Here is a 23,479-nt window from a genome sequence, read left to right as displayed (position 1 = left end):
CTGTGAAACATTCCGATACCGATGTGATCATTGCCGGTGGTGGGCTGGCGGGTGCGACCTTAGCTCTGGCACTTGCCAGAGTTGCACCTGCGTTGAGAGTCACCGTGGTTGAGGCTTTTCCGCTCTCGACGGATGCTTTGCCGGATTCCTATCAGCCCAGTTACGATGCCCGCTCCACCGCATTGGCGTGGGGCTCCCGGCTGATCTTTGAAGAGCTGGGGCTTTGGCATCGGATATCGGAGCACGCGACGCCTATCCAGCACATACACGTATCGGATAGAGGCCGTTTCGGCGCCACTCGTTTAAATGCCAAAGAGTATGAACAGCAAGCTCTGGGCTACGTGGTGGATAACCGCTGGATGGGGCTTTGTTTGATGCGGGAGTTGCTCGAAACAAAGGTTCAATGGCAAGCGCCAGCAGAAGTCACCGACATGACACCCTGCGAGCAAGGTGTGAGCGTTAGCTTGAAAAGTGGCAACGAAACCAGCCGCTTAAAGGCGCAATGTTTGATTGTGGCTGATGGCGGCCGTTCCGGGTTACGAGAAAAGCTAGGCTTCCAGCCAAGCCATCACGGCTACAATCAGAATGCACTCATTGCCAACGTATCCACCAGCGACAGCCATGAATTCACGGCATTTGAGCGTTTTACCGAAGCGGGCCCCATGGCCATGTTGCCCCATGGGTCGCCATCCAGAGCGGGACATGAGTCTGCGCTGGTATGGACCTTGAACGATCAAGAACTCGAGCAGGTTCTGGCGATGTCCGATAGCGACAAATGTTTGCGGCTCCAAGAGCGCTTTGGCTGGCGCTTAGGCCGGTTTACCCGAATAGGTGAGTGCAACCATTACCCGCTGACACTCACGACTGTAGCCGAGCCTGTAAGGCCCGGAGTGGCGCTTGTGGGCAATGCCGCCCACGCTTTGCATCCGGTTGCAGGGCAGGGCTTCAATCTGGCTTTGCGGGGTTTGATGACTCTGGTGGAGCAGTTCCGGTTGGCGGCAGAGCAGGGTCGGTCAGCGGGCGATTTTCAGATATTGCGCCGCTATCACGAGTTGCACAATCCGGATTGGCAGCAAACCGTGCAGTTCTCGGATTCACTGATTCGTATTTTTGGCCACTCACTGGCACCGGTTGCGGCAGCCAGAGATGCCGGGTTAGTGGGCCTAGACTTGTTGCCCGGCGCCAAGCGCCTGTTTGCGCGCAAAGCCATGGGAATAGGCGGGCGCAGAGCGGTTATCAATGGGCCAGCGGCGAGTGATAAACAATGAGTGATGCCAAGGTGTTCGACATCCTCGTGGTTGGCGGTGGTATGACGGGTACCGCGATGGCTCTTGGCTTATCGAAGCAAGGTTGGACGGTTGGCTTGGTGGAGGGCAGTGATCGTGCCGCGCTGCTGAAAACTCCCCAACCCGTTGAAGGCGTAATGGATTTTGAACCTCGTGTTAGCGCCATTTCTGTGGCCAGCCAACAGCTGCTCGAATCTCTGGGCGCTTGGCGCGGTGTAGCGACCGGGCGTCACTGCCCCTATCAAGGTATGACTGTATGGGACGGCGACGGAACCGGCCGAATTCATTTTGACGCTGCCGAATTACAAGCCCGAGCCCTGGGGACGATTGTCGAAAACCGCAGTTTGGTCAGGGCTCTGTTCGAGATTGTAGAAACCAGCGATGTTGACCTGATTGATGGTGTGCAGGTTACCGGTTGCACTCAAGACGGCGACCTGCGCTGCATTGAGCTTGCCGATGGCCGTAAACTCGGCGCACAACTCGTGATTGCGGCTGATGGTGCCAACTCCAGATTACGGCAGTGGGTTGGCTTGCCTACCCGAGAATGGGATTACGACCAGCAGGCGATTGTATGCACCGTGCGCACAGCCCAGAGCCATAGATACACAGCTTGGCAAAGGTTTTCGCAAACCGGACCTCTGGCTTTTTTGCCGCTGGCAGCCGAAAACGGCGATGAGCATTATTGCTCCATCGTTTGGTCACAAGATACCGAAGAAGCCCGCCGCCTTATGGCGCTAGATGATGCAACCTTCACTGCGGAGCTAGAGCGCGCGATCGAAAGAGAACTTGGTACGATTGAATCGGTTTCCAAGCGCTTTGCATTCCCGCTGCGTCAGCGCCACGCTAAAGATTACATTGCGCCCGGCTTCGCCTTAATCGGTGACGCAGGCCACACCATTCACCCCTTAGCTGGTCAGGGTGCCAACCTCGGATACGGTGATGTTCGGGTGATGCTGGAAGAGTTATCCAGCGCCAAAAGGTCTGGTTTAAGCCCGGCGAACGAGCTGGTTCTTGCGCGCTACCAGCGACGTCGAAAAGGCGAGAACCTAACCATGATGATGGCAATGGAAGGTTTCAAGCAGCTATTTGGTCGCGATGAGTTACCTTTCAGGCTTCTCAGAAATACCGGTATGCGCTGGCTTGATGGGCTAGGGCCGGTAAAAAACCGTATTGCAGCAGAGGCCATGGGCCTTAATCTTTAAACCGCCACCACCACACAGGATACTCACTGATGGCAGGAGCCAGTCTACTCACACTTCTTGATGACATTGCAGCCTTGCTCGACGACGTTTCTTTGATGACAAAAGCCGCAACAAAGAAAACAGCGGGTGTGCTGGGGGACGACCTTGCCCTGAACGCACAACAGGTCACCGGTGTAAGACCTGCCCGGGAGCTCCCGGTAGTTTGGGCGGTTGCCAAGGGGTCGATGGTGAACAAGGTGATACTTGTTCCGGCTGCGGTCGCTATCAGCTTCTTTATGCCTTGGCTGGTGACGCCTTTGTTGATGCTTGGCGGTGGCTTCCTATGCTTTGAAGGCGTTGAAAAGCTGGCCCATAAATTTTTGCATGCCAAGGAAGACGAACAGCACAAAAAGGAACGTCGTGAGGCTCTCAAGCAACCGGACGTGGATTTGAGGGTGTTGGAGAGGCAAAAGATAAAAGGTGCCATTCGGACAGACTTCATTCTCTCGGCAGAGATCATAGCAATCACGCTAGGCGTGGTAGCCAGTGTGAGCATCGGTATGCAGTTTGCCGTTCTGTCTGTGGTGGCCGTGGGTGTTACTGTAGTGGTTTACGGGTTGGTGGCAGGGATTGTGAAACTGGACGATGTTGGCCTCTACCTAAGCCAGAGAGACAGTGAGCTGGCGCAAAAGGTCGGTGACGGCATTCTCTGGCTTGCGCCTTACCTTATGAAAACCTTATCGATTGTTGGCACTCTCGCTATGTTTTTGGTGGGAGGTGGCATTCTTGTGCACGGCGTACCGCCCGTTTATAACGCTATTGAACTCTTCGCTGCGGATTATAGCGGTTTGTGGGCCATGCTGATTCCTGTGCTAGCCAATGGCTTGGTCGGAGTTATCGCGGGGGCTGTGCTGGTAGCTGTGATTACCCCCCTTATACGGCTGTGGGAAGCGAGATCAGAGACAACTTGAGATTACAGACAGGCGTCAAATAGCCGGCTGGTAAGAACCGGAACGGCGGTTTCAACTCGTAATATGCGCGGCCCCAAATGAACGCTTTCGCACCCTGCTTCTTCTAGCTTGCCCACTTCATAGGGGGTGAACCCGCCCTCCGGCCCGATACACAGCGCAGCTGGCCTGTTTAAGTGTGTAGGGCAGGGCGTGGGTGTGCCCGGGTGTGCAACTAGTGCTTCTTTGCCTTCTAGCAGGGCGGGTAGTTCATCTTCCACAAAAGGTTTGAACAGCTTGCGAATATGCACGTTTGGCACAGCTGTGTCTTTTGCTTGCTCTAGCCCAAGAGTAAGGTTTTCTCGCAGGTTATCGTCTGATAGCCATGGCGTTTGCCAAAAGCTTTTTTCTACCTTGTAGCTGTTGATCAGCCAAATGTCTTTGATGCCCAGTGTGGCGCTGGTTTGCAGTATGCGACGGAACATTTTAGGCCGGGGCATGGCCAGAATCAGAGTAAGAGGCAAGGGGCGAGGCGGCTGCTGATCCAGCTTAACAACCAATTCAGCTTCGGAGTTTGTGAGCGCTATCACTTCTCCCAGCCCCATCAGACCATTCACTCGACCAACGGGCAGTCGATCACCAATAGCGGCACCGAGTATCGATTTTATATGCTCAAGCCTGCGGCCCCGAAGTACCACGCGATCGGGGGCAACAAAATCCTCGTCAAACAGTAAGGCTAGATTCATTCAGAGGGCGACTCGTCCGTTTCTGCCACTTCGCGCACGGCCAGCCTGCCAAACAAAATGCCCAGTTCGAAAAGAATCCACATGGGTACAGCCAAAAGTGTCTGGGAGATAATGTCTGGTGGCGTAAGCATCATGCCAATAACAAAGCAGCCCACCACCACGTAAGGCCGTTTTGCTGCTAAATCTGCAGGTGTTGTTACGCCGCTGAGAATCAGCAAGATGGTGGCAATGGGAATCTCGAAGGCGATTCCGAACGCAAAAAACATTTTCAGCACGAAATTGAGATAACTGCTGATATCTGGCAACTCAACAATGCCTTCTGGGCCGATGGCCGTAAAAAAGCCAAACACCAGCGGGAACACCACGAAATACGCAAAAGCGGCGCCCAGATAAAAGAGAATGACCGACGTAAAGAGCAACGGAAAAGCGAGCCGCTTTTCATGGGCATAAAGCCCTGGCGCAACAAAGCTCCAAAGCTGATAAAGAATGATTGGAATGGCGGCGAAAACCGATAAAAACAGCGCCAGCTTCAAGGGTGCGAAAAACGGCGAGGTGATGTCCGTTGCGATCATGGTCTGGCCAATCGGCAGCAATGACCGAATAGGCTCTGATAACCAAAGGTACAATTCGTTGGCAAAGGGGTAGATGGCCGCAAAACAAATAACCACCGCCAGAACCATTTTCAGCAGCCGGTTACGAAGTTCCAACAGGTGCTCAACAAGAGGCATCTCGGGCTGGTGTGCCGTGGTGCTTTGATGGCTTGGCTTTTCGCCATCTGTATTAGCATTCATGAAGGCTTATCCGACGGTTTTTGCAGAGTATCTGACGGAACCGGTTGGCTCTCTTCGGGGGCGGCTAGAGGATCGTTTTTCGGAGTCTCATCCGTCACGGCTTTTGGGTTAGCTGCTGATTTGTCTACGGGCTTGTCTGACATGATCATGTGTTCGTACTTTTTTGCTTCATCCAGAGCACCGCGTACTGTTTTCTGTACGTCGTCCAGCCCTACATCGCCCGCATCGCGCAGCTCTTTTCTCAGCTCTTCGGCTTTTAACTGGCGATCCAGTTCGGAAGTGAACTGACTAACCATGCGTCGCGCACCACCAACCCAGCGCCCGGCAGCCCGCGCAGCCGTGGGGAGCCGTTCAGGGCCAAGCACCAACAGAGCAATAACACCGCAAATCAGCAGCTCTAAAAAGCCGATATCAAACATTCTGCTTGGTCTCAGCTTTTGGTTTTGTCCTTGGGCTTATCTTCAGCAGCTTGCCGAGTTTGTCCTTCTTTTGAGCCTTCCAATGAGTCTGGATCGTCTGCTTTGCCATCTTCGTCGTTCATGGACTTCTTGAATCCGCGAATAGCGCCACCCAGATCAGTGCCAATATTGCGTAGTTTCTTGGTCCCGAACAGAAGAATTACGATGCCGAGAACAATAAGAAGTTGCCAAATACTGATGCCCATTAAGGGATCCTCGTTTTTGATGTTTCTGTTGGGCGATATTGTACGCCACCAAAGTAGGTTCGCGGAAACCCCCGTAAGGGGTATTACCGGGTTATTCGCTTCGGGAAGCCTTCTCGTCTAACCCTGAAAGGTCAAAGCGGCTAGACAACTCATCCAGAACATCCTTCTGGCTGAGGCCTAGGTTAGATAGCATAACCATGCTGTGAAACCAAAGATCTGCCGTTTCACTAATCACCGCACGGGTCTCTCCAGTGTGCTCGGCATCCTTGGCAGCCAATAAGGTCTCTGTGCACTCTTCGCCAACCTTTTCCAGAATTTTGTTCAAGCCTTTGGCGTGCAGGCTAGCGACGTAGGATTTCTCCGGGTCGGCTGATTTGCGGGCTTCCAAAACCCGGGTCAGGTTTTCCAGAACATCACTCAATGTGCGCTCTCCTTAGTTGCTGCCATAAATGGCATCAGGGTCTTTAATTACGGGTTCAACACCTACCCATTGGCCATCTTTCAGAGAGCGGTAGAAACAGCTGCGCCGGCCAGTGTGGCAGGCAATGCCACCTTTTTGTTCAACTTTCAGTAATATCACGTCCTCATCACAGTCGAGGCGGATATCTTTAACAATCTGCTGGTGCCCGGAGGTCTCGCCCTTGCGCCAGAGCTTACCCCGGGACCGTGACCAATAAACCGCCTGACCTTCTTCAGCCGTTAGGCGAAGGGATTCCCGGTTCATCCACGCCATCATCAGAATATCGCCGGTGGCGGCATCTTGGGCAATAGCAGGAACCAAACCATCAGCTGTCCAGCGGATGGCGTCGAGCCAATCAGAGCCGTTTACAGTATCGGACATATCTTTCATTAATGTGAATCCTGAGCTTCGCGCCGTGCTGCGGCGCCTCCTTGTCTGTTAGCGCCATGCTACCAGATCACCCGCCTCTATTTCGCCCGAAGCAGGTTTAAACCAAGACCTATATACACAAGCCCTGTGACTTTGCCTATAACTTGAGACAGGTGCGGGTTTGATCTGGCTGTTTTTGTAAAGCTGGCCGCGAACGCCACCAGCAAAAGGCACCATAGTGTACCCCCAAGCACAAATATTCCGCCTAAAAACAAAAATATTGAAGTGCTATTGGCGCTTTCGGGAGCGACAAACTGCGGTAAGAACGCGAGAAAGAACATTGCAATCTTGGGGTTTAGCAGGTTAGTGAGAAAGCCTTGGTAAAAAAGTAGTGACCCACGCTGGGCTGATACTCCAATAGATGCGTCCGGTTTGCGGTGGCTACGCCATGCTTGGATTCCGAGATAGATTAAGTAGGTGGCACCTAGAAGTTTGACCACCGAAAATGCCAGCGCGGAGGTAGCCAATATTGCGGAGAGCCCGATTGCGGCAAAGAGCGTGTGTGCAAGAATACCAGTGCTTACACCTAGTACAGATAACAGTCCGGCAAGGCGCCCCTGCGATATTGTTCTCGCCAAGATGTACATAGTGTCTGGCCCCGGCGTAATCCAGAGTAAAAAGCTTGCGCTAAAAAATAACCAAAATTCATGCGCTTGTAACATTCAAGACTCCAAGTCTGAATCCTTGATTTCTCAGCCAATATAACTGGTAAGACGTTCTTTTCGCCAGAGCAGTTCCGGTCGGAGTGCCTATTATTCGAGCGCAATATCAGGGGTCGAGACCTGCCAAATATGAATTAATCGCAACACGGAAAGCGTTGTTAAACAAAGTTACCTATGTGAAGGTTATTGCCGATGTCACGGATTACCGTGCACACCGCAAATGGAATATTCCTTTTACATTGGCGGCGATCAGTTTTTTTACGCTGCCCATTTAACGCGAGGAAATTGCTATGAATAACGACATCATTGAAGGTAATTGGAAACAGCTTAAAGGTAAGGTACGCGAGAATTGGGGCAAGTTAACAGACGACGATGTAGATGAAATCGCCGGCCGCCGCGACCATTTTATTGGTAAAGTTCAAGAGAAGTACGGCATGAAAAAGGATGAAGCTGAGAAAGAGTGGGAAAAACTCGCTAACTCCTAAGCTCTCTTAGCCGTTATGATTGCTAAAAGCCGGTGCCTGCATACAAACAGGTACCGGCTTTTAAGTTTTAGAGCCCGGAAGTTTCCATGTGAAAAACCAAAAGCGACGAGTAAGCGAACATGCAAAGCCTGATCGAAAAGGCCTTCATTCGAAGAATCTGCATAAATACGGCTATGACTTTGCTTCACTTGTACGAGGTTACCCGCCACTCGCGTCACACGTAACAGAAAACGATTACGGCAACCTTTCCATAGACTTCTCAGATCCGTTAGCGGTAAAAACCCTAAATGCGGCACTATTGAGTCAGGATTACAATATTGTTGGCTGGGACATTCCTGACGGTGCGCTTTGCCCGCCCATTCCCGGTAGGGCAGATTACATCCATCATATAGCCGAGCTAATCGGCGCTTCTAAGTCTGAAACCAACTTGCTTGATATAGGAACCGGCGCAAACGGAATATATCCGATTTTGGCATGCCAGATATACGGCTGGCGCTGCGTAGGCAGTGATATCAACGCTCGCTCACTTGAAAACGTTGCTGCGATTATCGATAAAAATCCTCATCTGAAAGATCGCTTCACGTTGAGCAGGCAGCACGATAAAAACCATATTTTCGAAGGCATTATTCAGGCGGGAGAATTCTTTGATGTCAGTGTATGCAACCCGCCTTTTCACACGTCGCAAGAGGAAGCCATCAAAGGTAGCCAGCTAAAGCTTAAAAATCTTGCTCGCAATCGTGGCGAGAAAGGTGCCCTGAAAGCATCACCCGTTTTAAATTTTGGTGGCCTAGAAGCGGAACTCTGGTGCAAAGGCGGTGAACGGTTATTTCTTAAAAAAATGATTAAAGAAAGTCAGGCGTTTTCAAACCAATGCCGCTGGTTTACAAGCCTAATTTCAAAAGGTGACAACGTAAAACCGGCCATCAAACTGATCCGTAAGCTAGGTGCGACGGAGGTTCGGGAAATAGAGATGAAGCAGGGGAATAAAGTTACGAGAATATTGGCTTGGACATTTACCGACTTGGGCGGATGATTTTGTACGGGCCAGCATCCCCCGCCACGTTCTGCAGTGCGCGCTATTTAAAGCTTACGGGCTTCTCTATTTCGTAAATTGTATCCACGATTTCTTCGACTTTCGTGGAAATAATGGATTGGGCATCGCGCAGCCCCTTGTTGTAAAACAACACGCCAAGCTCTTTCTCGAAAAAATCAATCAAGAATTCGGCATCAAAACCCCCGATCTCGTGATTGAGCTCTTCGGCAAAATAGGACTTCAATTTTGCGACCATGATCTCTTTTTCTGCTCTGTTGAAATCTATCTTGGACAAACCAAACTCCTCCAACGAGTGCTATATGAGATATCCACTCTGGGCTCCAAATCAAAAGGCTATGCGGTGCGCGGCCCAAACATGATGATTGCCATACCGAGCAAGGCAACACCGGAGCCAACCAAGTCCCACGCAGTTGGCTTTATGCCATCAACGGCCCACAACCAAAATATCGCCATAAAAATGTAAACGCCACCGTAGGCAGCATAAACTCTGCCAGCGGCCGTGGGGTGCAGTGAGAGCAGCCATGCAAAAGCTGCAAGGCTCAGCACACCCGGCACTAGAAGCCAAGACGTCTTGTCCTCGCGGAGCCATAGGTAAGGCAAGTAACAACCGACAATTTCGGCCAATGCGGTAACGAAAAAGAGTCCAACCGTTTTCAACTCAGGTATCAAAACTGACCCTCAATCCACGCCACTAAGGCTAAAATCATATAGCCACCTACTCCCCATAAATGGGCCTTATACATAATTGGGTTCTTATCACGCGTATAAACGGCATGCTGGCCAAGGGCGTATCCGGTTTTATGAACCATGAGGGCGTAATAGCCAGCAAAAGGCATGGAAACCGGGAAAACCCAAGCGAATATGCCTTCGAGCACGAAGTTTAACGCCAACAAAAAAAGGATTGCGAATAGGAACAAGTGTTGGGCAAATCTTACAGGTTCGGTTTCTGGGGGAAGCTTCTGCTTTGAAAACAGTGGCTGATTTTTGATTACGCTTTCTTCTTGTGCTTTGGCTTTCTGAATTGTGAGCCAGTCCGCATAGTCCTTCTCGCATTGGGCGCAGCGCCAGTTATGGCTCTCTCGATAGTCGGATGCGGCGAATCCACAAAATGGGCATGGTGCGCTCATTTAAGCCCTCTCACTGAACGAACTTGATTGACTGGTCAAATGTCGTTACGCCACTCGCTGTGCTTGCGCACCCCCTCGTACTCAAGCCATGGCTCGTGATGTGAAGCCCAAATGTGGGCCTCTGGCCGCAATTCAGGGTCATCATCCAGAGTAGCTACCCGAATGATTACATGCGGTTGCACCGGCCTTTCGGCCACCAAATGAGACCCGCAGTGTTTGCAAAAATGACGCAATTTTCCTGACGAGGACTCGAAGGTAGACATAGAGCCCGCGCCCTTGAGCCAACGGAAATTCTCGCGCTTTATGCCAGCTGTAGAGGCAAACGGCGCAGCGTGCGCTTTACGGCAAGTTTTGCAGTGGCAATGCACAATGGGCATATCCACAGAGTCTACTTCGTAGCTTATCTCGCCACACAAACAGCTTCCCTTCAGCCCCATGGGGATCTCCTTCTTTATATATGCATAGGCAACCAGCACCGGAGCGCCCTCGAAGGGAACCAATAAGCGGTATGGCTTTGTTGATTGGTTAGCCGTCTGGCTATGTATTGCTCACCAACCAGGCTGCAAAAAACAGTGCTCCACTGGTGGCGAATGTGAGTACAGCTAACCCTTTAGGTATCTTTATCTTATCTCTTGCCAATCCTCTGATGGTGCCATGCAAAAGAACTAAAATGAAAAAAGATACGATGACCCATGTGCCCAGAGAGATCAAACGATCGAAAGGGTCAGTGTTGTGTATAAAAATCGTCACCGCCATCGCGGCCATGATCAGCACAAAGCCAGTCATCACAATGGCGTCAAAAGCAGAGTATCGATTGTTCATGTCAGTGGCACATAACGAGTTTTCGGTCTCTTTCACAGCTTCCTGCTTGATGCATTAGTTAGATTCATTTTCCATGCCTTGCTGCCACCTGAATGCTGCCCCACTGAAACTGTTTGTAGATGGTATAGGGCAGAACCAATGTGTCTGCTACTGCACATGCCATTGAGTCAAGCACGTACCCACCAATTTCGAATGAGTTATAGAAGGATCCGTTCGTCCGTGATGCAAACAGAGCAAAGCATGCGTTGTGTGCCAATCCGCTGTAGACACGAGGCAGCGAGTTGCAATTTGTCTTGCTGTTCCAGTAGTTATCCGATATCGCGCCATTTTCTGCGACACTGATAGTCTTGGTGGTGGCGCACCCGCCACATGCTAATACCAGAAGGATGATTCCCGCCTTAAATTTCCTCATCAAAAGGTTCCCTCCCTGCGTTGAGCCTACGGTGCCGTAAAACCTAACCGCCAATGATGGACGATGCCCTGACAAGGGCATCCGGTGTAGGCCGCAGGCCGGAATGACCCTAATTGGTTGCAGTCTCGGTTTACGCCAGTGGCCGAAGGCTCGCTCCACACCAAAAGCAATTTCGCCGCGTTTTCTTAACTTGCCGCCCACAGTCCGGGCAATCAGCCCCTTGAACGGGGTCATATTTCCCGTCTTCCCTGCCATCCCGAAGATCTATTTGCGTCATCTTTTCTTTGAGCTGGGTTTCGGAGAAGCCGGTGGCGCGCTCCAATTCTTCGAACAACGCATGGCAGAGTAAAGACAAACGATCTACTTTTTCTTCCAACTCATTTATCGAGCGGAGTGCAGTTTTGGCGTCTATCTGAGCATCACCACTTTTTCTGCGGTTTTGCGCAATTTCGAGGTGTTGAAATGCATCCCAAAAACGAGACATCTTCGATCTCCTTATCTGTTAACGCCGCTCGCCACTCGCGGAGGCACTATGACTACCGAAACATTAGACCACCTACGCTCCCAGATTTCGACTCTCTCCGAGTCGGAGAGTGCAGCGCTGGCTCGGGAGCTAATAATGAGTCTGGACGGCCTCAGTGATGAGACGGTTGAGCAGGCTTGGAACGATGAAACTGTTCGCCGTGTATCCAAGGTCAAAAGCGGAAAAGCCACCCTGCTCAGCCGTGACGAATTCCGGTCAAAGATGCGAGCGAGGTTAAGCTAGTAAAGTCCTAGCGCTGAACGATGCGACGCATTTTTCCGTGTTCATTTTCCGTGACTGGTCATACTTCAATTACTTCCCCAGTCCAGCCCGTCGATGTCTTCTCTGCAGCTACAATGGCTGACTGGCTCTCATTGGCTAGAGCGAGCAAGCCAGATGAGGTCCAAATAGCGCTTTTCCCGCACGGTCGCCCATTGCTTGAGTGTGAGTTTTGATTAGCCACCGCTACCAAAATATTAAAGTTCCGAGCATAGCCCTTCAAAACTTCGGTATCTTTGGCGTACCCATTACGGGTTATCATCGCACCTGAAATATAGATTTTTGCGCCTTTTTCGACGCAGCCACTTACGTGTTCGATAGCATTTGTGTCTGCGCAAATGGCGTTTGCTATTGTACTGCCATCTACGGAGACTAGTTCGTAACTTGTACCATGTGAAAAATACTTTTCTTCTCCAGAGTGCAGATGCATCTTTGCATAGGTGCGAACATCTCCATTTGGCATGAAAATAAAAGATCCGATCTGAGGAAGAGCATCTGTGGCAATCGGGGCTCCGGCAACAATAAACAAACCATGTTCCCGAGCGGCGAGCTGCAATGGAACAAGCCGCCGGTCGTTAACTGTCATCGCGAGATCTTGCGATAGCGCAGGCTCATAGCCTGTGAGGGAAAGCTCGGGAAACGCAAGAAAAGAGATATTGCTCCGTGCGGCGACTTCAATGGCACTTATATGGGTCTCCAAGTTTCGGTCGACCCTGCCACTTTCGGAGGAAATCTGGGCCACGCCCACCGTCAGCCCCATCACCTAGTCATCCTTGAAATATAACGCTAGCAATAAAATGCACTCCGACAAGGGCGCCCAGACCGAACTTGACCGAGTGCACGAAGGTTGGCCGTCGCACCTAAAGCAATTTGATTCGATTTCTCTTTGAGTAGAGCTTCGGAGAAACCGGTTGTTCGCTCCAATTCTTCGAATAGCGCGTGGCAGACGGAGTCTGTCAACCTTCCCTAATCGGAAAAAGGCTCTCGAGGTATTGTTACTTTTTGGCTCTACCAAGTCGCGTCATAAGAAAGCCACAAAAGGCCCCGATGAGCAGATAAATGGGCCATTCTACGAACATAATGATAGCTAGTAGGAGGTTTTCATCCTCATGTGCCTGCACCACAAGGTCATGGTAGAAGTATCTGGGAAAAGGAAACAGATTAAAAACCACAAACGAAACTATGGCCCCACACAAAGGGAACAAAAATCGTTTCACCCTTGCACCTCCCAGAACCAAACTTCCTCTGCAGCAAGGTAATCGGAAGGCCCCTGAGGAAGCGAGTGCATACCAAAGCCGCCAACACGAAGATGGAATCGTGCCCACGTCATCCGGTCAGTGAGTCGGGAGCCGTTCCAAAAGTCAATATGATCCCCTGTGGGGCTCCCCTCCCGATCTGAGGAACGCTGCCAATAGTTTTTGAAGAACACAACTCCGTTCTTGCCATCAGCCTTCTCCATAAATTCTTTCGCTGACAGTCGCTGGACCGACCCGATGCCAGGAATGGTTAGCTCTGCGAGAGCACTGGCGAGCTCCTGTGCTGCAAGGACGTGACCTGCAGACTTGTCGTGATACCAACAATGGCGTGCGCCAGGAAGCGCTCGGGTGTTGAATCCACATCGTGCTAAGGCAGCGCCTACTCTGATAGCGCATTGATTTTGAAAATTCTTCTTTCCATCCTTGACGCAGGGGTTGTCGTCCCCTTTGATGGTCGGGTGGTTTTCCCAAAGTTTACGAAACGTGATCATGGCTCTGTTTTCCCTTATTTTCCCTGAGCTTTTGTTTACCGCCGGATGTAAAAGCACTCCTGCTTACAGTTCCGATTGCGTCCGACGTAATAGAAGTCTACCACCTGTCCATACTCAGCAATCTCATGGGCCTAAACGACCGTAAAGCTGCTCTGAATTTTCACGGCTACACAATTGCTGGTGACAATCTTACCGGACAGGGCAATGCGGCGTATTAATAAGGCGGTAGAAAACCTCTAGCCCACTTTTCCGGTGACGCCCCTGCGTGAAATCTGGATGTGTTTTCGATGATGACGACCCCTGATTTTAAGAATCGGCGTTATGTTTAGGTCGTTTTTTGATTAACCCTAGTCGATTCCAGACCTCCAGTGTTCTCCCTCAGCCTCAACGCCAATACTCAGGCGGACAACTACGCTGACACATAGGGGGACTACCCCCAATAAAATAGCCACGCCATAAATACCAATGCTGCTGGCATTTTAGATCGCAGCTCTTAACATTTCGGGGTCAGAAACCCAATTAGCGTAGCCAATTCTTGCGACAGGATCTTTTTTGCTGAAGGCGGCTATGCCAGAACTTCTCAAGATCCTTTTTAGCGAGAGCAATGTCTTCTTTGGGGGCTATTTCAAGGGGCGCCTGAGCCACAGGATCCGGGGTAAGCTTTGGGTAGGACTGACGGTCCGGCCCGATCACACATTCACCGAGTACTTGAGGTCACGCGCCTCGTCACCAGTCATACCTCGAAAGCCCCAACAGTGAGCAGGTTGCTCCTTAATTGTTACTTCGACATCGACTGGTGATATACCGACCACCGTTTCGATCTTGTTGAAGAGTTCCTTGATCAAAGTTTTTTGGGTCTCTGGAGCTCGCCCCTGCATCATGTTGATCTCTATGACGGTATAAGCTGGCGTCCTGCCGCCCGGATAATAGAAGTCCTCGGCATCTAGTGGGATGAAGCGGTGTGCCCGCTTGTCTTCCGGCAGGCCGAGTACGGACTGCATGCACCCGTGAATGACCTCGGAGAGTTGAGCTTTGATCGGGTTCAGGTGTTCCTTAATGCCGTAAATGATAATCACGATGCCTCCTGCAATGTGTAAGGTTTGGGGGTTGGCTGCTCAGTCCTGAAAAGGTACCAGAAACCACCTTCCTCTAATTAGCGACTACCCCGCATAACCAGTACGCCCGCTCCAGCAAGCAGCACCCATGTCCAAATTGGCGCATTCTCTGCCCATTCACGGGCTTCTGGTTGGGTTCCGACAATGGCTGCTGCGATAAGGGCTAAGGCGGCGATACCCCGGCGCCAGCGTCGGTCGGTTCTGCGTTGCTGTTCCCGAAGCAGGGCTAGGGTGTCTTGGTTTTGTTTTTCGGTGGGGCCTGCGCCGCGTAGTTGTAGCAGTGCGTCATGAACCAGTTGCGGCATTTCTGGTGATTGTTCTAGCCAAGCGGGTAGGTGGGTCTGTAGGGATTTGATTAGGCCCGAGGGGCCAATCCGCTTGCGCATCCATTTCTCTAGAAATGGCTGGGCAGTGCTCCACAGGTCCAGTTCCGGGTACAGCTGGCGGCCTAAGCCTTCTACGTTAAGAAGGGTTTTTTGCAGCAGAACCAGTTGCGGCTGCACTTCCATATCAAACCGCCGAGCGGTCTGGAACAGGCGCAGCAGGAAGTGGCCAAAGGAAATGTCCTTTAGGGGCTTTTCAAAAATCGGTTCGCATACGGTGCGAATGGCGGCTTCGAATTCATTCACTCGTGTCTCTGGCGGAACCCAACCAGACTGGATGTGAAGCTGCGCCACTTGCCGGTAATCCCGGCGGAAGAAGGCCAGCAGGTTGCGCGCTAGGTAGCTTTGGTCATCCGGCGCTAAGGTGCCCACAATGCCAAAGTCGATGGCGATGTATTTCGGATCGGCCGGGTTGGAAACGTCTACAAAGATGTTGCCGGGGTGCATGTCAGCGTGGAAAAAGCTGTCTCGGAATACTTGAGTAAAGAAAATCTCGACGCCTTTTTCTGCCAGCACTTTGAGATCCACACCCGCAGCCTTTAGCGCTGGAACATCGGCAATGGGTATGCCGTGTATACGTTCCATCACCATGACGGTTTTGCGGGTGTAATCCCAGTCGATGAAGGGAATGTAGATCAGCGAGGAACTCTCAAAGTTACGACGCAACTGGCTCGCGTTAGCGGCTTCCCGTTGTAAATCCAGCTCGTCGTGAATGGTGGAGTCGTAATCCGCTACCACTTCGACCGGGTGCAGGCGCTTGCCTTCTGCCCAGTACTTCTCCAGCAGGTTGGCCATGAGGTACATCAGGGCAAGGTCTTGTCGAATCACTTTTTCGATACCGGGGCGTAGCACTTTCACCACAACTTCTTGGCCATTCATCAGCGTGGCAGCATGCACTTGTGCCACTGAAGCCGAGGCTAGCGGGTCTGCGCTGAACTCTTTAAATAGTTCCTCTACCGGGGCCTCGAGAGAGGTTTCAATAATGTTGCGGGCCACGTCGCTGGGGAACGGCGGCACGCGGTCCTGAAGGGTTTTAAGCGATTCTGCCATGTCGTCTGGCAACAGATCACGGCGGGTCGACAGTATTTGGCCGAACTTTACGAATACCGGCCCAAGTTCTTCCAGCGCCAAGCGCAGGCGATCACCACGGCTAAGCTTAGGTTGCGGGAATAGATGCCATGGGGCCAGTAAAAAAAACACTTTCAGTGGTGCGGGAAGCTCCGACATGGGCAAAAATGTGTCTAGCCGGTAGCGGCAGAATACCCAGGAAATGCGAATCAGGCGTTGCAGGCGGGTCACGGAGTCTCCGGTTTGTCAGTATGGCTACGGCTTTCAATCTGGCTTATGCGTGCTTCAAGGCGCTCAAGGTGTAGGCTGAGGGAGTCGATGTCCTCAAAGGTAGCCTCCAATTCGCGGCGGCCGGGCAGGGCTCGGCTTTCTTCGTGCACGTATTCCTCGATGTTGGCGTTCAGTGTCGTGAATGCCTGACGGCTCCAGACCACTGCGTTGCGAATACGTTTGCCGATAAAATGGGCCGGTACATCACCGATGTGCTTCGCCATGGCCGCTTCCCAGTCTGGGTTAAGCTGGTCCAGAGCGCGTTGAAACTGGTGCGCCAGTGCGGTATCGCCGGTGACATGGAGGCGATTATCCGTGAATACATGGTTGTCGCCTATGGCCAGTGCCGCGAAAGCCAGTGGTTTGCCGCTGATTTCAAGAGCCGGGCTATCCGCTGGCTGGCTGCGTACCTGCACTCGATTGCCAACTCTGTGCAGCGAGCAGGTTAGAGCAATTGGGTCGGTGATGCGGAACTGTACCGGCCCTTCAAGGGCATCCAATAGCGATTTCTGGCCGGCGGGGTCCAGTTCAAGCGCGTGGTTCAGTGCCCGCTCGATTATGGCGGTTATCGCCGTAAGCAGGGTCGGGCCGGGGAACATCAGGGTTTAATCCCCACATGCAGGGCAACAATGCCGCCGGTCATGTTGTAGTACTTGCAGTTCACCAAGCCGGCGTCTTCCATCATGCTTTTTAGGGTGTCTTGATCCGGATGCATGCGGATGGACTCGGCCAGATACTTGTAGCTTTCACTGTCGCCGGCAATAAGCTGGCCCATTAGGGGCAGAGCGGTAAACGAGTATGTATCGTAGGCTTTACTGAGCAGCGGATTGGTGGGTTTGGAGAACTCCAACACCATCAGTTTTCCGCCGGGCTTGAGCACGCGGGTCATATCCCGCAGAGCCTGATCCTTATCAGTTACATTGCGCAGGCCAAAGGCAATGGATACGGCGTTGAAGTTGTTGTCCGGAAAGGGCAGGTGTTCCGCATCGGCTTGTACATACTCAATGTTGCCAGCGTAACCTCGGTCGGTTAAGCGGCTGCGCCCAACTTGCAGCATGGAGGCGTTAATGTCGGCAAGCACCACTTTGCCGTCGCGACCTACCAAGTCAGAGAACTTCATGGTCAGATCACCGGTGCCGCCTGCAATATCCAGCACTTGATGGCCGGGACGCACGCCGGAAAGCTCAATGGTAAAGCGCTTCCATAGCCGGTGTACGCCCATAGACATTAGGTCGTTCATCAGGTCGTATTTGCCCGCGACGCTGTGGAACACTTCGGCTACCTGGCTGGCTTTTTGGCTTTTGGCCACATTGCTGAAACCAAAGTGGGTAACGTCGTCTTGGCCATTACCGGGAGTGGTCGGCGTTTGTTGCTCGCTCATTGGGCATGTCCTGTCAGAAACTGAATCTCGTATTCTAACGCTTGGCGGGGTTGCTACAAGGGTGGCTACAGGTTAAATACCGCCTTACACTGTAAAACCGTTCAATTTTGAAGAGAAAACTGATTCATGTCCGTAATCGATGTACATCGCGCCCACACTCTTGATAAAGAACATGCCCGCGAGGCAGCCGAGTCGCTTGCTGAGGATCTCTCCAGCAAGTTCGAGCTTAATTACCAGTGGGAAGGGGACCAGCTCAAGTTTAAACGCTCGGGCGTTAAAGGCCATCTAAATATTACCAACGACGACCTACACGTACATTTAGAGCTGGGCATGCTGCTGCGGCCCTTCAAATCACGAATTGAGCAAGAGATTCATAGCCAGTTGGATCAGATTTTAAAAGCCTAAAGCGCCTGCTGTTGTTCTATAGGTCGCCCGGAAGTGTAAAGGGCTGCGGGTGACCGTTCAGAATGTTGTTCATAACCCGCTGCTCTCGGGTTACCAGTCGATCAATCAGTACGTCCACTTTATCCATTTTCCGGAATGCTGAATAACCCCGGTGAAGGAAGTTGTGCAGGTCACTTAGGTCGGCCATTTCCGCTGGTGTTCGGCTTATTGAAAGAAGCCAGCCCAGCGTTCGGTTACGTACGTAGCGGTCAAGCTTTTGCCCCACCTCACCGACCAGCATCACTTGTTTTTTGCGCTGTTCCAGCTTTTGGCTGGCGCGGTATGCCTCGCAGTAGTGTTCTGTAGTGACAGATCTTGCGGGGATATTGCGTTCTTCAAACAATTCCGCCAATTCGAGATCCAGCTGCTGGGTAATTAAGTTAAGTTCTACCAGCCCGGCAAGCACTTCGAGCTGTTGGTCTGGCAGCCACTTGACCATTTTTGGGAACACCCGGTCTATATTGTCGTCACGGCGGGTCATGCTAGCGGGTGCGTATAGGTCGGTGAGCAGAAACTCCAGGCCTTCGTGGTAGCCGGGGTGCTGATACAAATCCAGATGGGTCGATTTCAAGCGCTCGGCTTGCCAAGCAGCAATCACGAAGGTGTTGTCGAGCAACCGGTGGTTTACTTTATGTTGCCGGAAATCGTGATAGTCCAATAAAAGTTGCTGCAGGCGATGGGCGCTTTCTGAGCGCACATCTGTGCCAACAAGGCGCTCACGATACATGGTGCCAACTCCGGTTGTTCTGCGTAAAGGCGGATAGTTTACCGGAGGCAGTGAGGGTGTGCAGCAGCCCGGTCATTGCCGGGCGCTGATTTTGGAGGCTTGCTTGGTTTTAGCCTTGAGCGGCAGCGGGCAAGGACTCAAAACCCGGTAACCATTCTTTGCTGTCGAGGGTTACAAAATGGCTAGGTGCCTGTGTTTCGATAATGCGCATAGTGGTTGGGCTTTGCCGTGCACTGGCGAGCATGGCCGGCCGATCCAGAATCCGATCTACGCCTGGTATCAAAAAGGTACCGTGACGCACATGCTTGTATACGTCGGTATCGGTGCGCTGCATCCAATCAAGTATATTCTCAATGTTGCGCACAATCGTAAGATGGTCGCGAGTTGAATAAAACAGCTTGCCCAGTAGCTGTCTTTTGCGCGGATTCATTTTTCCGAAGAAAGTTTGGCCGTAAGCAGACGAAGGTGCACTGTTGATCAGGCGAATCAACCAAGGCCACATGCCGTGGCTTACAGGTTCTAGAAGTGCTGATACCAGCGGGTGAATTTTGCCCTGAGGTAGGGCGGGTGCTTCAAGAACTACTTCTACGTCTTCGTAAAGTTCAGGGCGCTGTTTTATCGCTTCAATAATCACGGCACCGCCTCGCGAATGGCCGTGAATACGCACGTTTTGAGTACTAGGAAGGTTGGTCAGGGCCTGATTAAGAATGCAGGCATCGTACTCAATGGTGCCTTCCAGACGCTTGATCGGCACTTCCCATTCGGGTGTTTCCGGCGTCACACCATTTACCGGGATATGGTAGTTGCTACAAGTGAGCAGGATTAGCTCGGTTGTTGGTGCGTCGTAGGTTTGGGTGAAGTAGCAATGATTTTCCAGAAAGCCATGCACGCCAATAACAGTATGCTTCGCTTCGCCGCTATGATTGCGAACAGAAACTGCACCTTCACCAACACGGTAAACGCGCCCTGAAAACATCTCTGAATAGGCACTATCGATCGGTCTGATCAGCTTGCGAATATGGCTTGCTTTCATACTGCATCTCCTCCCAGCACGGCGGTTGCCTGTTTTTAGAGTTAGGTCTTTCGACCTTGGTTGTGCTGGCGATCTAAGTTGTACCCTCATTCGGCCCGATCGTTATTGGCACTGGCAACGCAGTGTTTACTGTTCCATGGCCAACCGGGAACTGCTTGGGTCATGTAATAACTATTACATCAAGTCTTATAACCAGTATAGGGTGTAGTCACGTCTAAGTGTAAAATTTTGTAATCTTGCGGTGGGTGTAGGTTTGTGGAGCCGTTAAGGTATGTCTGGCACAATGCTTAGTTCTGCATTTTTCACTTCACCACTTCCGGGGATGTTTGGGTTTGAGTCACGAGCAAACGCACCTCATGCTTCCTACGGATTCAGCCTGGCTGGCGCTGGAAAACCCTCGGAACCCCATGACTATTACGGTCATGATGCGGGCCGATGGTCTGACCGCGCCACGGATGCGAGAGTTTTTACGGGTTTACTGGGTGGCCTGGGAGCGTTTTCGGTACATGCCGGTTAAACGGTCGCCTAGTTGGTGGTGGGAGCAAGATCCGGTTTTTGATCTGGGGCATCATCTTGATGTAGTGCTTGACCGCTTCACAGAATCCGAACTGCAGGACTGGGTTTCTGCCAGAATAAACCAGCCTTTACCTGCTTATCGCCCCCTTTGGAAATTCTGGTTGGCGCCCAATGCGGAGGGCGGCTCTGCACTCTTGCTTCGAATACACCACTGCTATGCCGACGGAGTGTCATTAACAGGCATTTTTGACAGCCTTTGCCCAGCATCGCCGCAACAGCACCCAGCCCTATACGGAGCGCATCAAACTGAGGAATTTGCCCCTTGGGTGGCAGCAGCAAAAGACCGACTCGAAGGCATGGTAACGGCCGATACGAGCCCAGGCTCTGTCGCCGAAGAGCCGACTGGCGCAGAGGTTAAGCGTCAGGCGCACACTGGTAGTTGGTTTGATCAGCTGACTCGCACCGGTTTGAAGCTGGTTAACGAGTTCACGGATTTTTTAGCGGAACCCGAGGATACGCCATCCGACCTCAAGCGCCCGTTATTGGGCCAGCGTCATTGCCGGTGGTCAGTGCCGGTTCCACTCGATCGGTTTCGGTCCATCGCCAAAGCGATGAATGTCACTATCAACGATGTGCTCCTCAGTTGTGTGGCGGCTGCTGTGCGGCTTCGGCTTGGGGTTTCCGGTAAAACACTGGATGATGCTGTGATGCACGCCGCAGTTCCCATCGATATTCGCAGCCGCTTACCCGATGACCTGCAGCCAGAGCCCGGCGCTCTTGGTAATTATTTCGGCACGGTGTTTGTGCCTCTGCCGGTGGATGGCGAAAGTGCTCCGGAACGGGTTTATCGCATTAAGCAGGAAACCCGTCGGCTAAAGAAAAGTTGGCAGCCCGGGATAGCCTGGGGCGTTGCCGCTTGTGCCTCGTTGATTCCCGAACCCCTGCGCCAGCCGTTATCTGATGTTTTCTACCGCAAGGCCAGTGCCGTGGTGTCTAACGTTCCCGGCACGCCTGAAGCACGCTATATAGCCGGTTGTCGCATTAAAGAGCAGATGTTCTGGGTGCCACAAGCTGGTGATATCGGGCTGGGGGTCAGCATTGTGAGCTATGCCGGGCAGGTTCAGTTTGGCGTTGTGGCAGATGAAGCAGTTCTGGACGACGCGCAAGAATTTCTAAAAGACTGCCTGCAAGAGCTAACAGACCTCTCAGGGCGCCCCTAAATTTTCGTCACCTTCTCTTAACACCCAAACGATTCACCTTTTACTATTTCAAGTCTACAGTGAATGGGCAAACGCGCATGGCCGCGTAGTCATTCACAAGCAAAACAAAAGGTGACGATCATGATTTATGCACAACCTGGCAAGGACGGCTCCGTTGTTTCTTTCAAATCCCGTTATGGAAACTACATTGGCGGTGAATGGGTTGCCCCGGTTAAAGGGGAGTATTTCGATAACATAACGCCAGTAACTGGCGCTACCATTTGTGAAATTCCTCGCTCCTCCGCCGAAGATATCGATCTGGCACTCGATGCTGCGCACAAAGCTGCGCCGGCTTGGGGTAGAACCTCTCCGGCAGAGCGCTCAAATATTCTGCTTAAAATTGCTGACCGAATTGAAGCGAATCTCGAAAAGTTGGCAGTTGCGGAAACTTGGGATAACGGCAAGGCAGTTCGTGAAACCCTAAATGCGGATATACCTTTGGCGGCAGACCACTTCCGCTACTTTGCCGGTTGTATCCGGGCGCAAGAAGGGCATATGGGTGAGATTGACCACAATACGGTGGCTTATCATTTCCATGAACCCCTTGGTGTGGTTGGCCAAATTATTCCGTGGAACTTCCCCATATTGATGGCGGCGTGGAAGCTTGGCCCTTGTTTGGCGGCCGGTAACTGCACCGTACTCAAACCAGCAGAGCAGACGCCAGCCAGTATTTTGGTATTGATGGAGATCATTGGTGACCTGTTGCCACCGGGCGTTATCAATATTGTTAACGGTTACGGTATCGAGGCGGGTGAGGCGCTAGCGACTAGCAAGCGTATAGCCAAGATTGCCTTCACGGGCTCTACTCCGGTTGGTTCGCACATTCTCAAGTGCGCTGCAGAAAACATCATTCCTTCAACAGTCGAGTTGGGTGGCAAGTCCCCCAATATCTATTTCTCGGATGTTATGAAGGCCGAGCCCGAATTTGTGAATAAGTGTGTAGAAGGTCTTGTTCTGGCGTTTTTCAACCAGGGCGAAGTGTGCACCTGCCCTTCTCGCGCGCTGGTGCAGGAGGATATGTTCGAAGAGTTTATGCAGAAGGTGGTTGAACGCACTAAGACTATCAAACGCGGTAACCCGCTGGATACCGATGTGCAGGTGGGTGCTCAGGCCAGTAAGGAACAGTACGACAAGATCATGTCTTACCTTGAAATTGGCAAGCAGGAGGGTGCTGTTGTACTTACCGGTGGGGCCAAGGAAGACATGAGTGCAGAGTTCAAAGACGGCTTCTACATCCAGCCCACCCTGTTTAAGGGTGATAACAAGATGCGTGTATTCCAAGAAGAAATTTTTGGCCCAGTGGTCGGTGTAACCACGTTTAAAACCGAAGAAGAAGCCGTGGCCATTGCCAACGACACAGACTTCGGTTTGGGTGCCGGTGTTTGGACCCGCGATACCAACCGCGCCTATCGCGTGGGCCGCAACATTCAGGCTGGCCGCGTATGGATGAACTGCTACCACGCCTACCCGGCACACGCGGCCTTTGGTGGTTACAAGAAGTCCGGTGTGGGTCGTGAAACCCACAAGATGGCGCTGGACCACTACCAGCAAACCAAGTGCATGCTAACCAGTTACGACATCAACCCGCTCGGGTTCTTCTGATCCAGAAGCAGTGTCAGGCCCTGAGCAAAAGGGGCCCGGCGCTGGTCCCTTTATAACGCCTCTTCT

The 23,479-nt window shown here is 52.0% G+C and carries 30 protein-coding genes; 9 read left to right on the top strand and 21 right to left on the bottom strand.

Features of this window, described 5'->3' with window-relative positions:
• Window positions 1-2 precede the first annotated feature (2 nt).
• The 3 genes from ubiH to MWU62_RS05395 are packed head-to-tail and all read left to right on the top strand — an operon-like array spanning window position 3 to window position 3,438.
• On the top strand, window positions 3-1,268 hold the full coding sequence (gene ubiH / locus MWU62_RS05405; protein WP_247113904.1) for a 2-octaprenyl-6-methoxyphenyl hydroxylase: 1,266 nt from the start codon (window positions 3-5) through the stop codon (window positions 1,266-1,268).
• On the top strand, window positions 1,265-2,488 hold the full coding sequence (locus MWU62_RS05400) for an FAD-dependent monooxygenase (RefSeq protein ID WP_247113903.1): 1,224 nt from the start codon (window positions 1,265-1,267) through the stop codon (window positions 2,486-2,488). The genes ubiH and MWU62_RS05400 overlap by 4 nt, the downstream gene beginning before the upstream one ends.
• A gap of 29 nt (window positions 2,489-2,517) precedes the next feature.
• Window positions 2,518-3,438 (top strand): DUF808 domain-containing protein, encoded by a 921-nt coding sequence (locus MWU62_RS05395; RefSeq protein ID WP_247113902.1) that lies wholly within the window; start codon window positions 2,518-2,520, stop codon window positions 3,436-3,438.
• 2 nt (window positions 3,439-3,440) lie between these two features.
• On the opposite strand, the gene MWU62_RS05390 is transcribed toward MWU62_RS05395, so the two are convergent.
• From MWU62_RS05390 to MWU62_RS05360, 7 genes are all read right to left on the bottom strand, one after another.
• Complete coding sequence (locus MWU62_RS05390; protein WP_247113901.1) at window positions 3,441-4,160, bottom strand: 16S rRNA (uracil(1498)-N(3))-methyltransferase; 720 nt, start codon at window positions 4,158-4,160, stop codon at window positions 3,441-3,443.
• Window positions 4,157-4,951, bottom strand: coding sequence for a twin-arginine translocase subunit TatC (gene tatC / locus MWU62_RS05385; RefSeq protein ID WP_247113900.1), 795 nt, complete (start codon window positions 4,949-4,951; stop codon window positions 4,157-4,159). The genes MWU62_RS05390 and tatC overlap by 4 nt, the downstream gene beginning before the upstream one ends.
• Entirely contained in the window at window positions 4,948-5,370 is a 423-nt protein-coding gene (gene tatB, locus MWU62_RS05380; RefSeq protein ID WP_247113899.1) for a Sec-independent protein translocase protein TatB, read from the bottom strand. Before tatB ends, tatC begins: the two co-directional genes overlap by 4 nt.
• A gap of 11 nt (window positions 5,371-5,381) precedes the next feature.
• Complete coding sequence (tatA, locus tag MWU62_RS05375; protein WP_247113898.1) at window positions 5,382-5,615, bottom strand: twin-arginine translocase TatA/TatE family subunit; 234 nt, start codon at window positions 5,613-5,615, stop codon at window positions 5,382-5,384.
• 91 nt (window positions 5,616-5,706) lie between these two features.
• Window positions 5,707-6,036, bottom strand: coding sequence for a phosphoribosyl-ATP diphosphatase (locus tag MWU62_RS05370; RefSeq protein WP_247113897.1), 330 nt, complete (start codon window positions 6,034-6,036; stop codon window positions 5,707-5,709).
• A gap of 12 nt (window positions 6,037-6,048) precedes the next feature.
• Entirely contained in the window at window positions 6,049-6,465 is a 417-nt protein-coding gene (gene hisI, locus MWU62_RS05365) for a phosphoribosyl-AMP cyclohydrolase (RefSeq protein ID WP_247113896.1), read from the bottom strand.
• Window positions 6,466-6,542: 77 nt separating this feature from the next.
• The gene (locus MWU62_RS05360) at window positions 6,543-7,166 is read right to left on the bottom strand and encodes a LysE family translocator (protein ID WP_247113895.1); all 624 of its coding nucleotides are present in this window, start codon (window positions 7,164-7,166) and stop codon (window positions 6,543-6,545) included.
• 290 nt (window positions 7,167-7,456) lie between these two features.
• Between MWU62_RS05360 and MWU62_RS05355 the strand changes: the two genes are divergently transcribed.
• Both MWU62_RS05355 and rlmF read left to right on the top strand, forming a co-directional pair.
• Window positions 7,457-7,651 carry a CsbD family protein gene (locus MWU62_RS05355; RefSeq protein ID WP_247113894.1) on the top strand — a complete coding sequence of 65 codons (195 nt, stop codon included), beginning with the start codon at window positions 7,457-7,459 and terminating at the stop codon, window positions 7,649-7,651.
• A gap of 88 nt (window positions 7,652-7,739) precedes the next feature.
• Complete coding sequence (gene rlmF / locus MWU62_RS05350) at window positions 7,740-8,684, top strand: 23S rRNA (adenine(1618)-N(6))-methyltransferase RlmF (protein WP_247113893.1); 945 nt, start codon at window positions 7,740-7,742, stop codon at window positions 8,682-8,684.
• A 43-nt stretch (window positions 8,685-8,727) separates the two neighbouring features.
• Here the strand turns inward: rlmF and MWU62_RS05345 are convergent, their stop codons facing one another.
• The 6 genes from MWU62_RS05345 to MWU62_RS05320 all read right to left on the bottom strand — a co-directional run bounded on the left by MWU62_RS05345 (window position 8,728) and on the right by MWU62_RS05320 (window position 11,550).
• Window positions 8,728-8,979, bottom strand: coding sequence for a DUF2164 domain-containing protein (locus tag MWU62_RS05345; RefSeq protein ID WP_247113892.1), 252 nt, complete (start codon window positions 8,977-8,979; stop codon window positions 8,728-8,730).
• Window positions 8,980-9,038: 59 nt separating this feature from the next.
• Window positions 9,039-9,371 (bottom strand): YnfA family protein, encoded by a 333-nt coding sequence (locus MWU62_RS05340; RefSeq protein WP_247114122.1) that lies wholly within the window; start codon window positions 9,369-9,371, stop codon window positions 9,039-9,041.
• On the bottom strand, window positions 9,371-9,832 hold the full coding sequence (locus MWU62_RS05335) for a hypothetical protein (protein WP_247113891.1): 462 nt from the start codon (window positions 9,830-9,832) through the stop codon (window positions 9,371-9,373). The genes MWU62_RS05340 and MWU62_RS05335 overlap by 1 nt, the downstream gene beginning before the upstream one ends.
• A 35-nt stretch (window positions 9,833-9,867) precedes the next feature.
• Complete coding sequence (locus tag MWU62_RS05330) at window positions 9,868-10,269, bottom strand: GFA family protein (RefSeq protein WP_247113890.1); 402 nt, start codon at window positions 10,267-10,269, stop codon at window positions 9,868-9,870.
• 100 nt (window positions 10,270-10,369) lie between these two features.
• The gene (locus tag MWU62_RS05325; protein ID WP_247113889.1) at window positions 10,370-10,690 is read right to left on the bottom strand and encodes a hypothetical protein; all 321 of its coding nucleotides are present in this window, start codon (window positions 10,688-10,690) and stop codon (window positions 10,370-10,372) included.
• 506 nt (window positions 10,691-11,196) lie between these two features.
• A complete protein-coding gene (locus MWU62_RS05320; protein WP_247113888.1) occupies window positions 11,197-11,550 on the bottom strand; it encodes a zinc ribbon domain-containing protein in 354 nt (117 codons plus the stop codon).
• A 48-nt stretch (window positions 11,551-11,598) separates the two neighbouring features.
• On the opposite strand from MWU62_RS05320, the gene MWU62_RS05315 reads away from it, so the two are divergent.
• A complete protein-coding gene (locus MWU62_RS05315) occupies window positions 11,599-11,832 on the top strand; it encodes an addiction module protein (RefSeq protein WP_247113887.1) in 234 nt (77 codons plus the stop codon).
• Window positions 11,833-11,890: 58 nt separating this feature from the next.
• Here MWU62_RS05315 and MWU62_RS05310 read toward each other — a convergent pair whose 3' ends face one another.
• From MWU62_RS05310 to ubiE, 6 genes are all read right to left on the bottom strand, one after another.
• A complete protein-coding gene (locus MWU62_RS05310) occupies window positions 11,891-12,628 on the bottom strand; it encodes a carbon-nitrogen hydrolase family protein (RefSeq protein ID WP_247113886.1) in 738 nt (245 codons plus the stop codon).
• Between the two features lie 453 nt (window positions 12,629-13,081).
• Window positions 13,082-13,615, bottom strand: a complete 534-nt coding sequence (locus MWU62_RS05305) for a T6SS effector amidase Tae4 family protein (protein ID WP_247113885.1) — start codon at window positions 13,613-13,615, stop codon at window positions 13,082-13,084.
• 689 nt (window positions 13,616-14,304) lie between these two features.
• The gene (locus MWU62_RS05300; RefSeq protein ID WP_247113884.1) at window positions 14,305-14,691 is read right to left on the bottom strand and encodes a tautomerase family protein; all 387 of its coding nucleotides are present in this window, start codon (window positions 14,689-14,691) and stop codon (window positions 14,305-14,307) included.
• 77 nt (window positions 14,692-14,768) lie between these two features.
• Complete coding sequence (gene ubiB, locus MWU62_RS05295; protein ID WP_247113883.1) at window positions 14,769-16,412, bottom strand: ubiquinone biosynthesis regulatory protein kinase UbiB; 1,644 nt, start codon at window positions 16,410-16,412, stop codon at window positions 14,769-14,771.
• Window positions 16,409-17,050 (bottom strand): SCP2 sterol-binding domain-containing protein, encoded by a 642-nt coding sequence (locus MWU62_RS05290; RefSeq protein ID WP_247113882.1) that lies wholly within the window; start codon window positions 17,048-17,050, stop codon window positions 16,409-16,411. The genes ubiB and MWU62_RS05290 overlap by 4 nt, the downstream gene beginning before the upstream one ends.
• The gene (gene ubiE / locus MWU62_RS05285; protein ID WP_247113881.1) at window positions 17,050-17,832 is read right to left on the bottom strand and encodes a bifunctional demethylmenaquinone methyltransferase/2-methoxy-6-polyprenyl-1,4-benzoquinol methylase UbiE; all 783 of its coding nucleotides are present in this window, start codon (window positions 17,830-17,832) and stop codon (window positions 17,050-17,052) included. The genes MWU62_RS05290 and ubiE overlap by 1 nt, the downstream gene beginning before the upstream one ends.
• A gap of 126 nt (window positions 17,833-17,958) precedes the next feature.
• On the opposite strand from ubiE, the gene MWU62_RS05280 reads away from it, so the two are divergent.
• Window positions 17,959-18,237, top strand: a complete 279-nt coding sequence (locus MWU62_RS05280) for a polyhydroxyalkanoic acid system family protein (RefSeq protein ID WP_200362098.1) — start codon at window positions 17,959-17,961, stop codon at window positions 18,235-18,237.
• A 16-nt stretch (window positions 18,238-18,253) separates the two neighbouring features.
• Here the strand turns inward: MWU62_RS05280 and MWU62_RS05275 are convergent, their stop codons facing one another.
• Both MWU62_RS05275 and MWU62_RS05270 read right to left on the bottom strand, forming a co-directional pair.
• Window positions 18,254-19,003 (bottom strand): hypothetical protein, encoded by a 750-nt coding sequence (locus tag MWU62_RS05275; protein WP_247113880.1) that lies wholly within the window; start codon window positions 19,001-19,003, stop codon window positions 18,254-18,256.
• 109 nt (window positions 19,004-19,112) lie between these two features.
• Complete coding sequence (locus tag MWU62_RS05270) at window positions 19,113-20,036, bottom strand: alpha/beta hydrolase (protein ID WP_247113879.1); 924 nt, start codon at window positions 20,034-20,036, stop codon at window positions 19,113-19,115.
• A gap of 332 nt (window positions 20,037-20,368) precedes the next feature.
• Here MWU62_RS05270 and MWU62_RS05265 point away from each other — a divergent pair, with 332 nt between their 5' ends.
• Both MWU62_RS05265 and MWU62_RS05260 read left to right on the top strand, forming a co-directional pair.
• Window positions 20,369-21,772, top strand: coding sequence for a WS/DGAT domain-containing protein (locus MWU62_RS05265; protein WP_247113878.1), 1,404 nt, complete (start codon window positions 20,369-20,371; stop codon window positions 21,770-21,772).
• 120 nt (window positions 21,773-21,892) lie between these two features.
• A complete protein-coding gene (locus MWU62_RS05260; protein ID WP_247113877.1) occupies window positions 21,893-23,413 on the top strand; it encodes an aldehyde dehydrogenase family protein in 1,521 nt (506 codons plus the stop codon).
• Window positions 23,414-23,479: the final 66 nt, after the last annotated feature.

The organism is Marinobacter sp. S6332 (genome assembly GCF_023016045.1).
In the GTDB taxonomy this organism is placed as follows: Bacteria; Pseudomonadota; Gammaproteobacteria; order Pseudomonadales; family Oleiphilaceae; genus Marinobacter.
This window is presented reverse-complemented; position numbering and strand designations above follow the sequence as displayed.

Excerpts from the sequence above, each read along its gene's own strand:
- MWU62_RS05290 (WP_247113882.1), bottom strand. The coding sequence starts at position 17,050 with ATGTTCCCCGGCCCGACCCTGCTTACGGCGATAACCGCCATAATCGAG.
- tatB (WP_247113899.1), bottom strand. The coding sequence starts at position 5,370 with ATGTTTGATATCGGCTTTTTAGAGCTGCTGATTTGCGGTGTTATTGCT.
- MWU62_RS05280 (WP_200362098.1), top strand. The coding sequence starts at position 17,959 with ATGTCCGTAATCGATGTACATCGCGCCCACACTCTTGATAAAGAACAT.
- MWU62_RS05335 (WP_247113891.1), bottom strand. The coding sequence starts at position 9,832 with ATGAGCGCACCATGCCCATTTTGTGGATTCGCCGCATCCGACTATCGA.
- MWU62_RS05320 (WP_247113888.1), bottom strand. The coding sequence starts at position 11,550 with ATGTCTCGTTTTTGGGATGCATTTCAACACCTCGAAATTGCGCAAAAC.
- tatA (WP_247113898.1), bottom strand. The coding sequence starts at position 5,615 with ATGGGCATCAGTATTTGGCAACTTCTTATTGTTCTCGGCATCGTAATT.
- MWU62_RS05275 (WP_247113880.1), bottom strand. The coding sequence starts at position 19,003 with ATGTATCGTGAGCGCCTTGTTGGCACAGATGTGCGCTCAGAAAGCGCC.
- MWU62_RS05260 (WP_247113877.1), top strand. The coding sequence starts at position 21,893 with ATGATTTATGCACAACCTGGCAAGGACGGCTCCGTTGTTTCTTTCAAA.
- MWU62_RS05395 (WP_247113902.1), top strand. The coding sequence starts at position 2,518 with ATGGCAGGAGCCAGTCTACTCACACTTCTTGATGACATTGCAGCCTTG.
- MWU62_RS05355 (WP_247113894.1), top strand. The coding sequence starts at position 7,457 with ATGAATAACGACATCATTGAAGGTAATTGGAAACAGCTTAAAGGTAAG.
- MWU62_RS05315 (WP_247113887.1), top strand. The coding sequence starts at position 11,599 with ATGACTACCGAAACATTAGACCACCTACGCTCCCAGATTTCGACTCTC.
- MWU62_RS05330 (WP_247113890.1), bottom strand. The coding sequence starts at position 10,269 with ATGGGGCTGAAGGGAAGCTGTTTGTGTGGCGAGATAAGCTACGAAGTA.
- MWU62_RS05360 (WP_247113895.1), bottom strand. The coding sequence starts at position 7,166 with ATGTTACAAGCGCATGAATTTTGGTTATTTTTTAGCGCAAGCTTTTTA.
- MWU62_RS05310 (WP_247113886.1), bottom strand. The coding sequence starts at position 12,628 with ATGGGGCTGACGGTGGGCGTGGCCCAGATTTCCTCCGAAAGTGGCAGG.
- tatC (WP_247113900.1), bottom strand. The coding sequence starts at position 4,951 with ATGAATGCTAATACAGATGGCGAAAAGCCAAGCCATCAAAGCACCACG.
- MWU62_RS05400 (WP_247113903.1), top strand. The coding sequence starts at position 1,265 with ATGAGTGATGCCAAGGTGTTCGACATCCTCGTGGTTGGCGGTGGTATG.
- MWU62_RS05270 (WP_247113879.1), bottom strand. The coding sequence starts at position 20,036 with ATGAAAGCAAGCCATATTCGCAAGCTGATCAGACCGATCGATAGTGCC.
- MWU62_RS05390 (WP_247113901.1), bottom strand. The coding sequence starts at position 4,160 with ATGAATCTAGCCTTACTGTTTGACGAGGATTTTGTTGCCCCCGATCGC.
- ubiE (WP_247113881.1), bottom strand. The coding sequence starts at position 17,832 with ATGAGCGAGCAACAAACGCCGACCACTCCCGGTAATGGCCAAGACGAC.
- hisI (WP_247113896.1), bottom strand. The coding sequence starts at position 6,465 with ATGAAAGATATGTCCGATACTGTAAACGGCTCTGATTGGCTCGACGCC.
- MWU62_RS05305 (WP_247113885.1), bottom strand. The coding sequence starts at position 13,615 with ATGATCACGTTTCGTAAACTTTGGGAAAACCACCCGACCATCAAAGGG.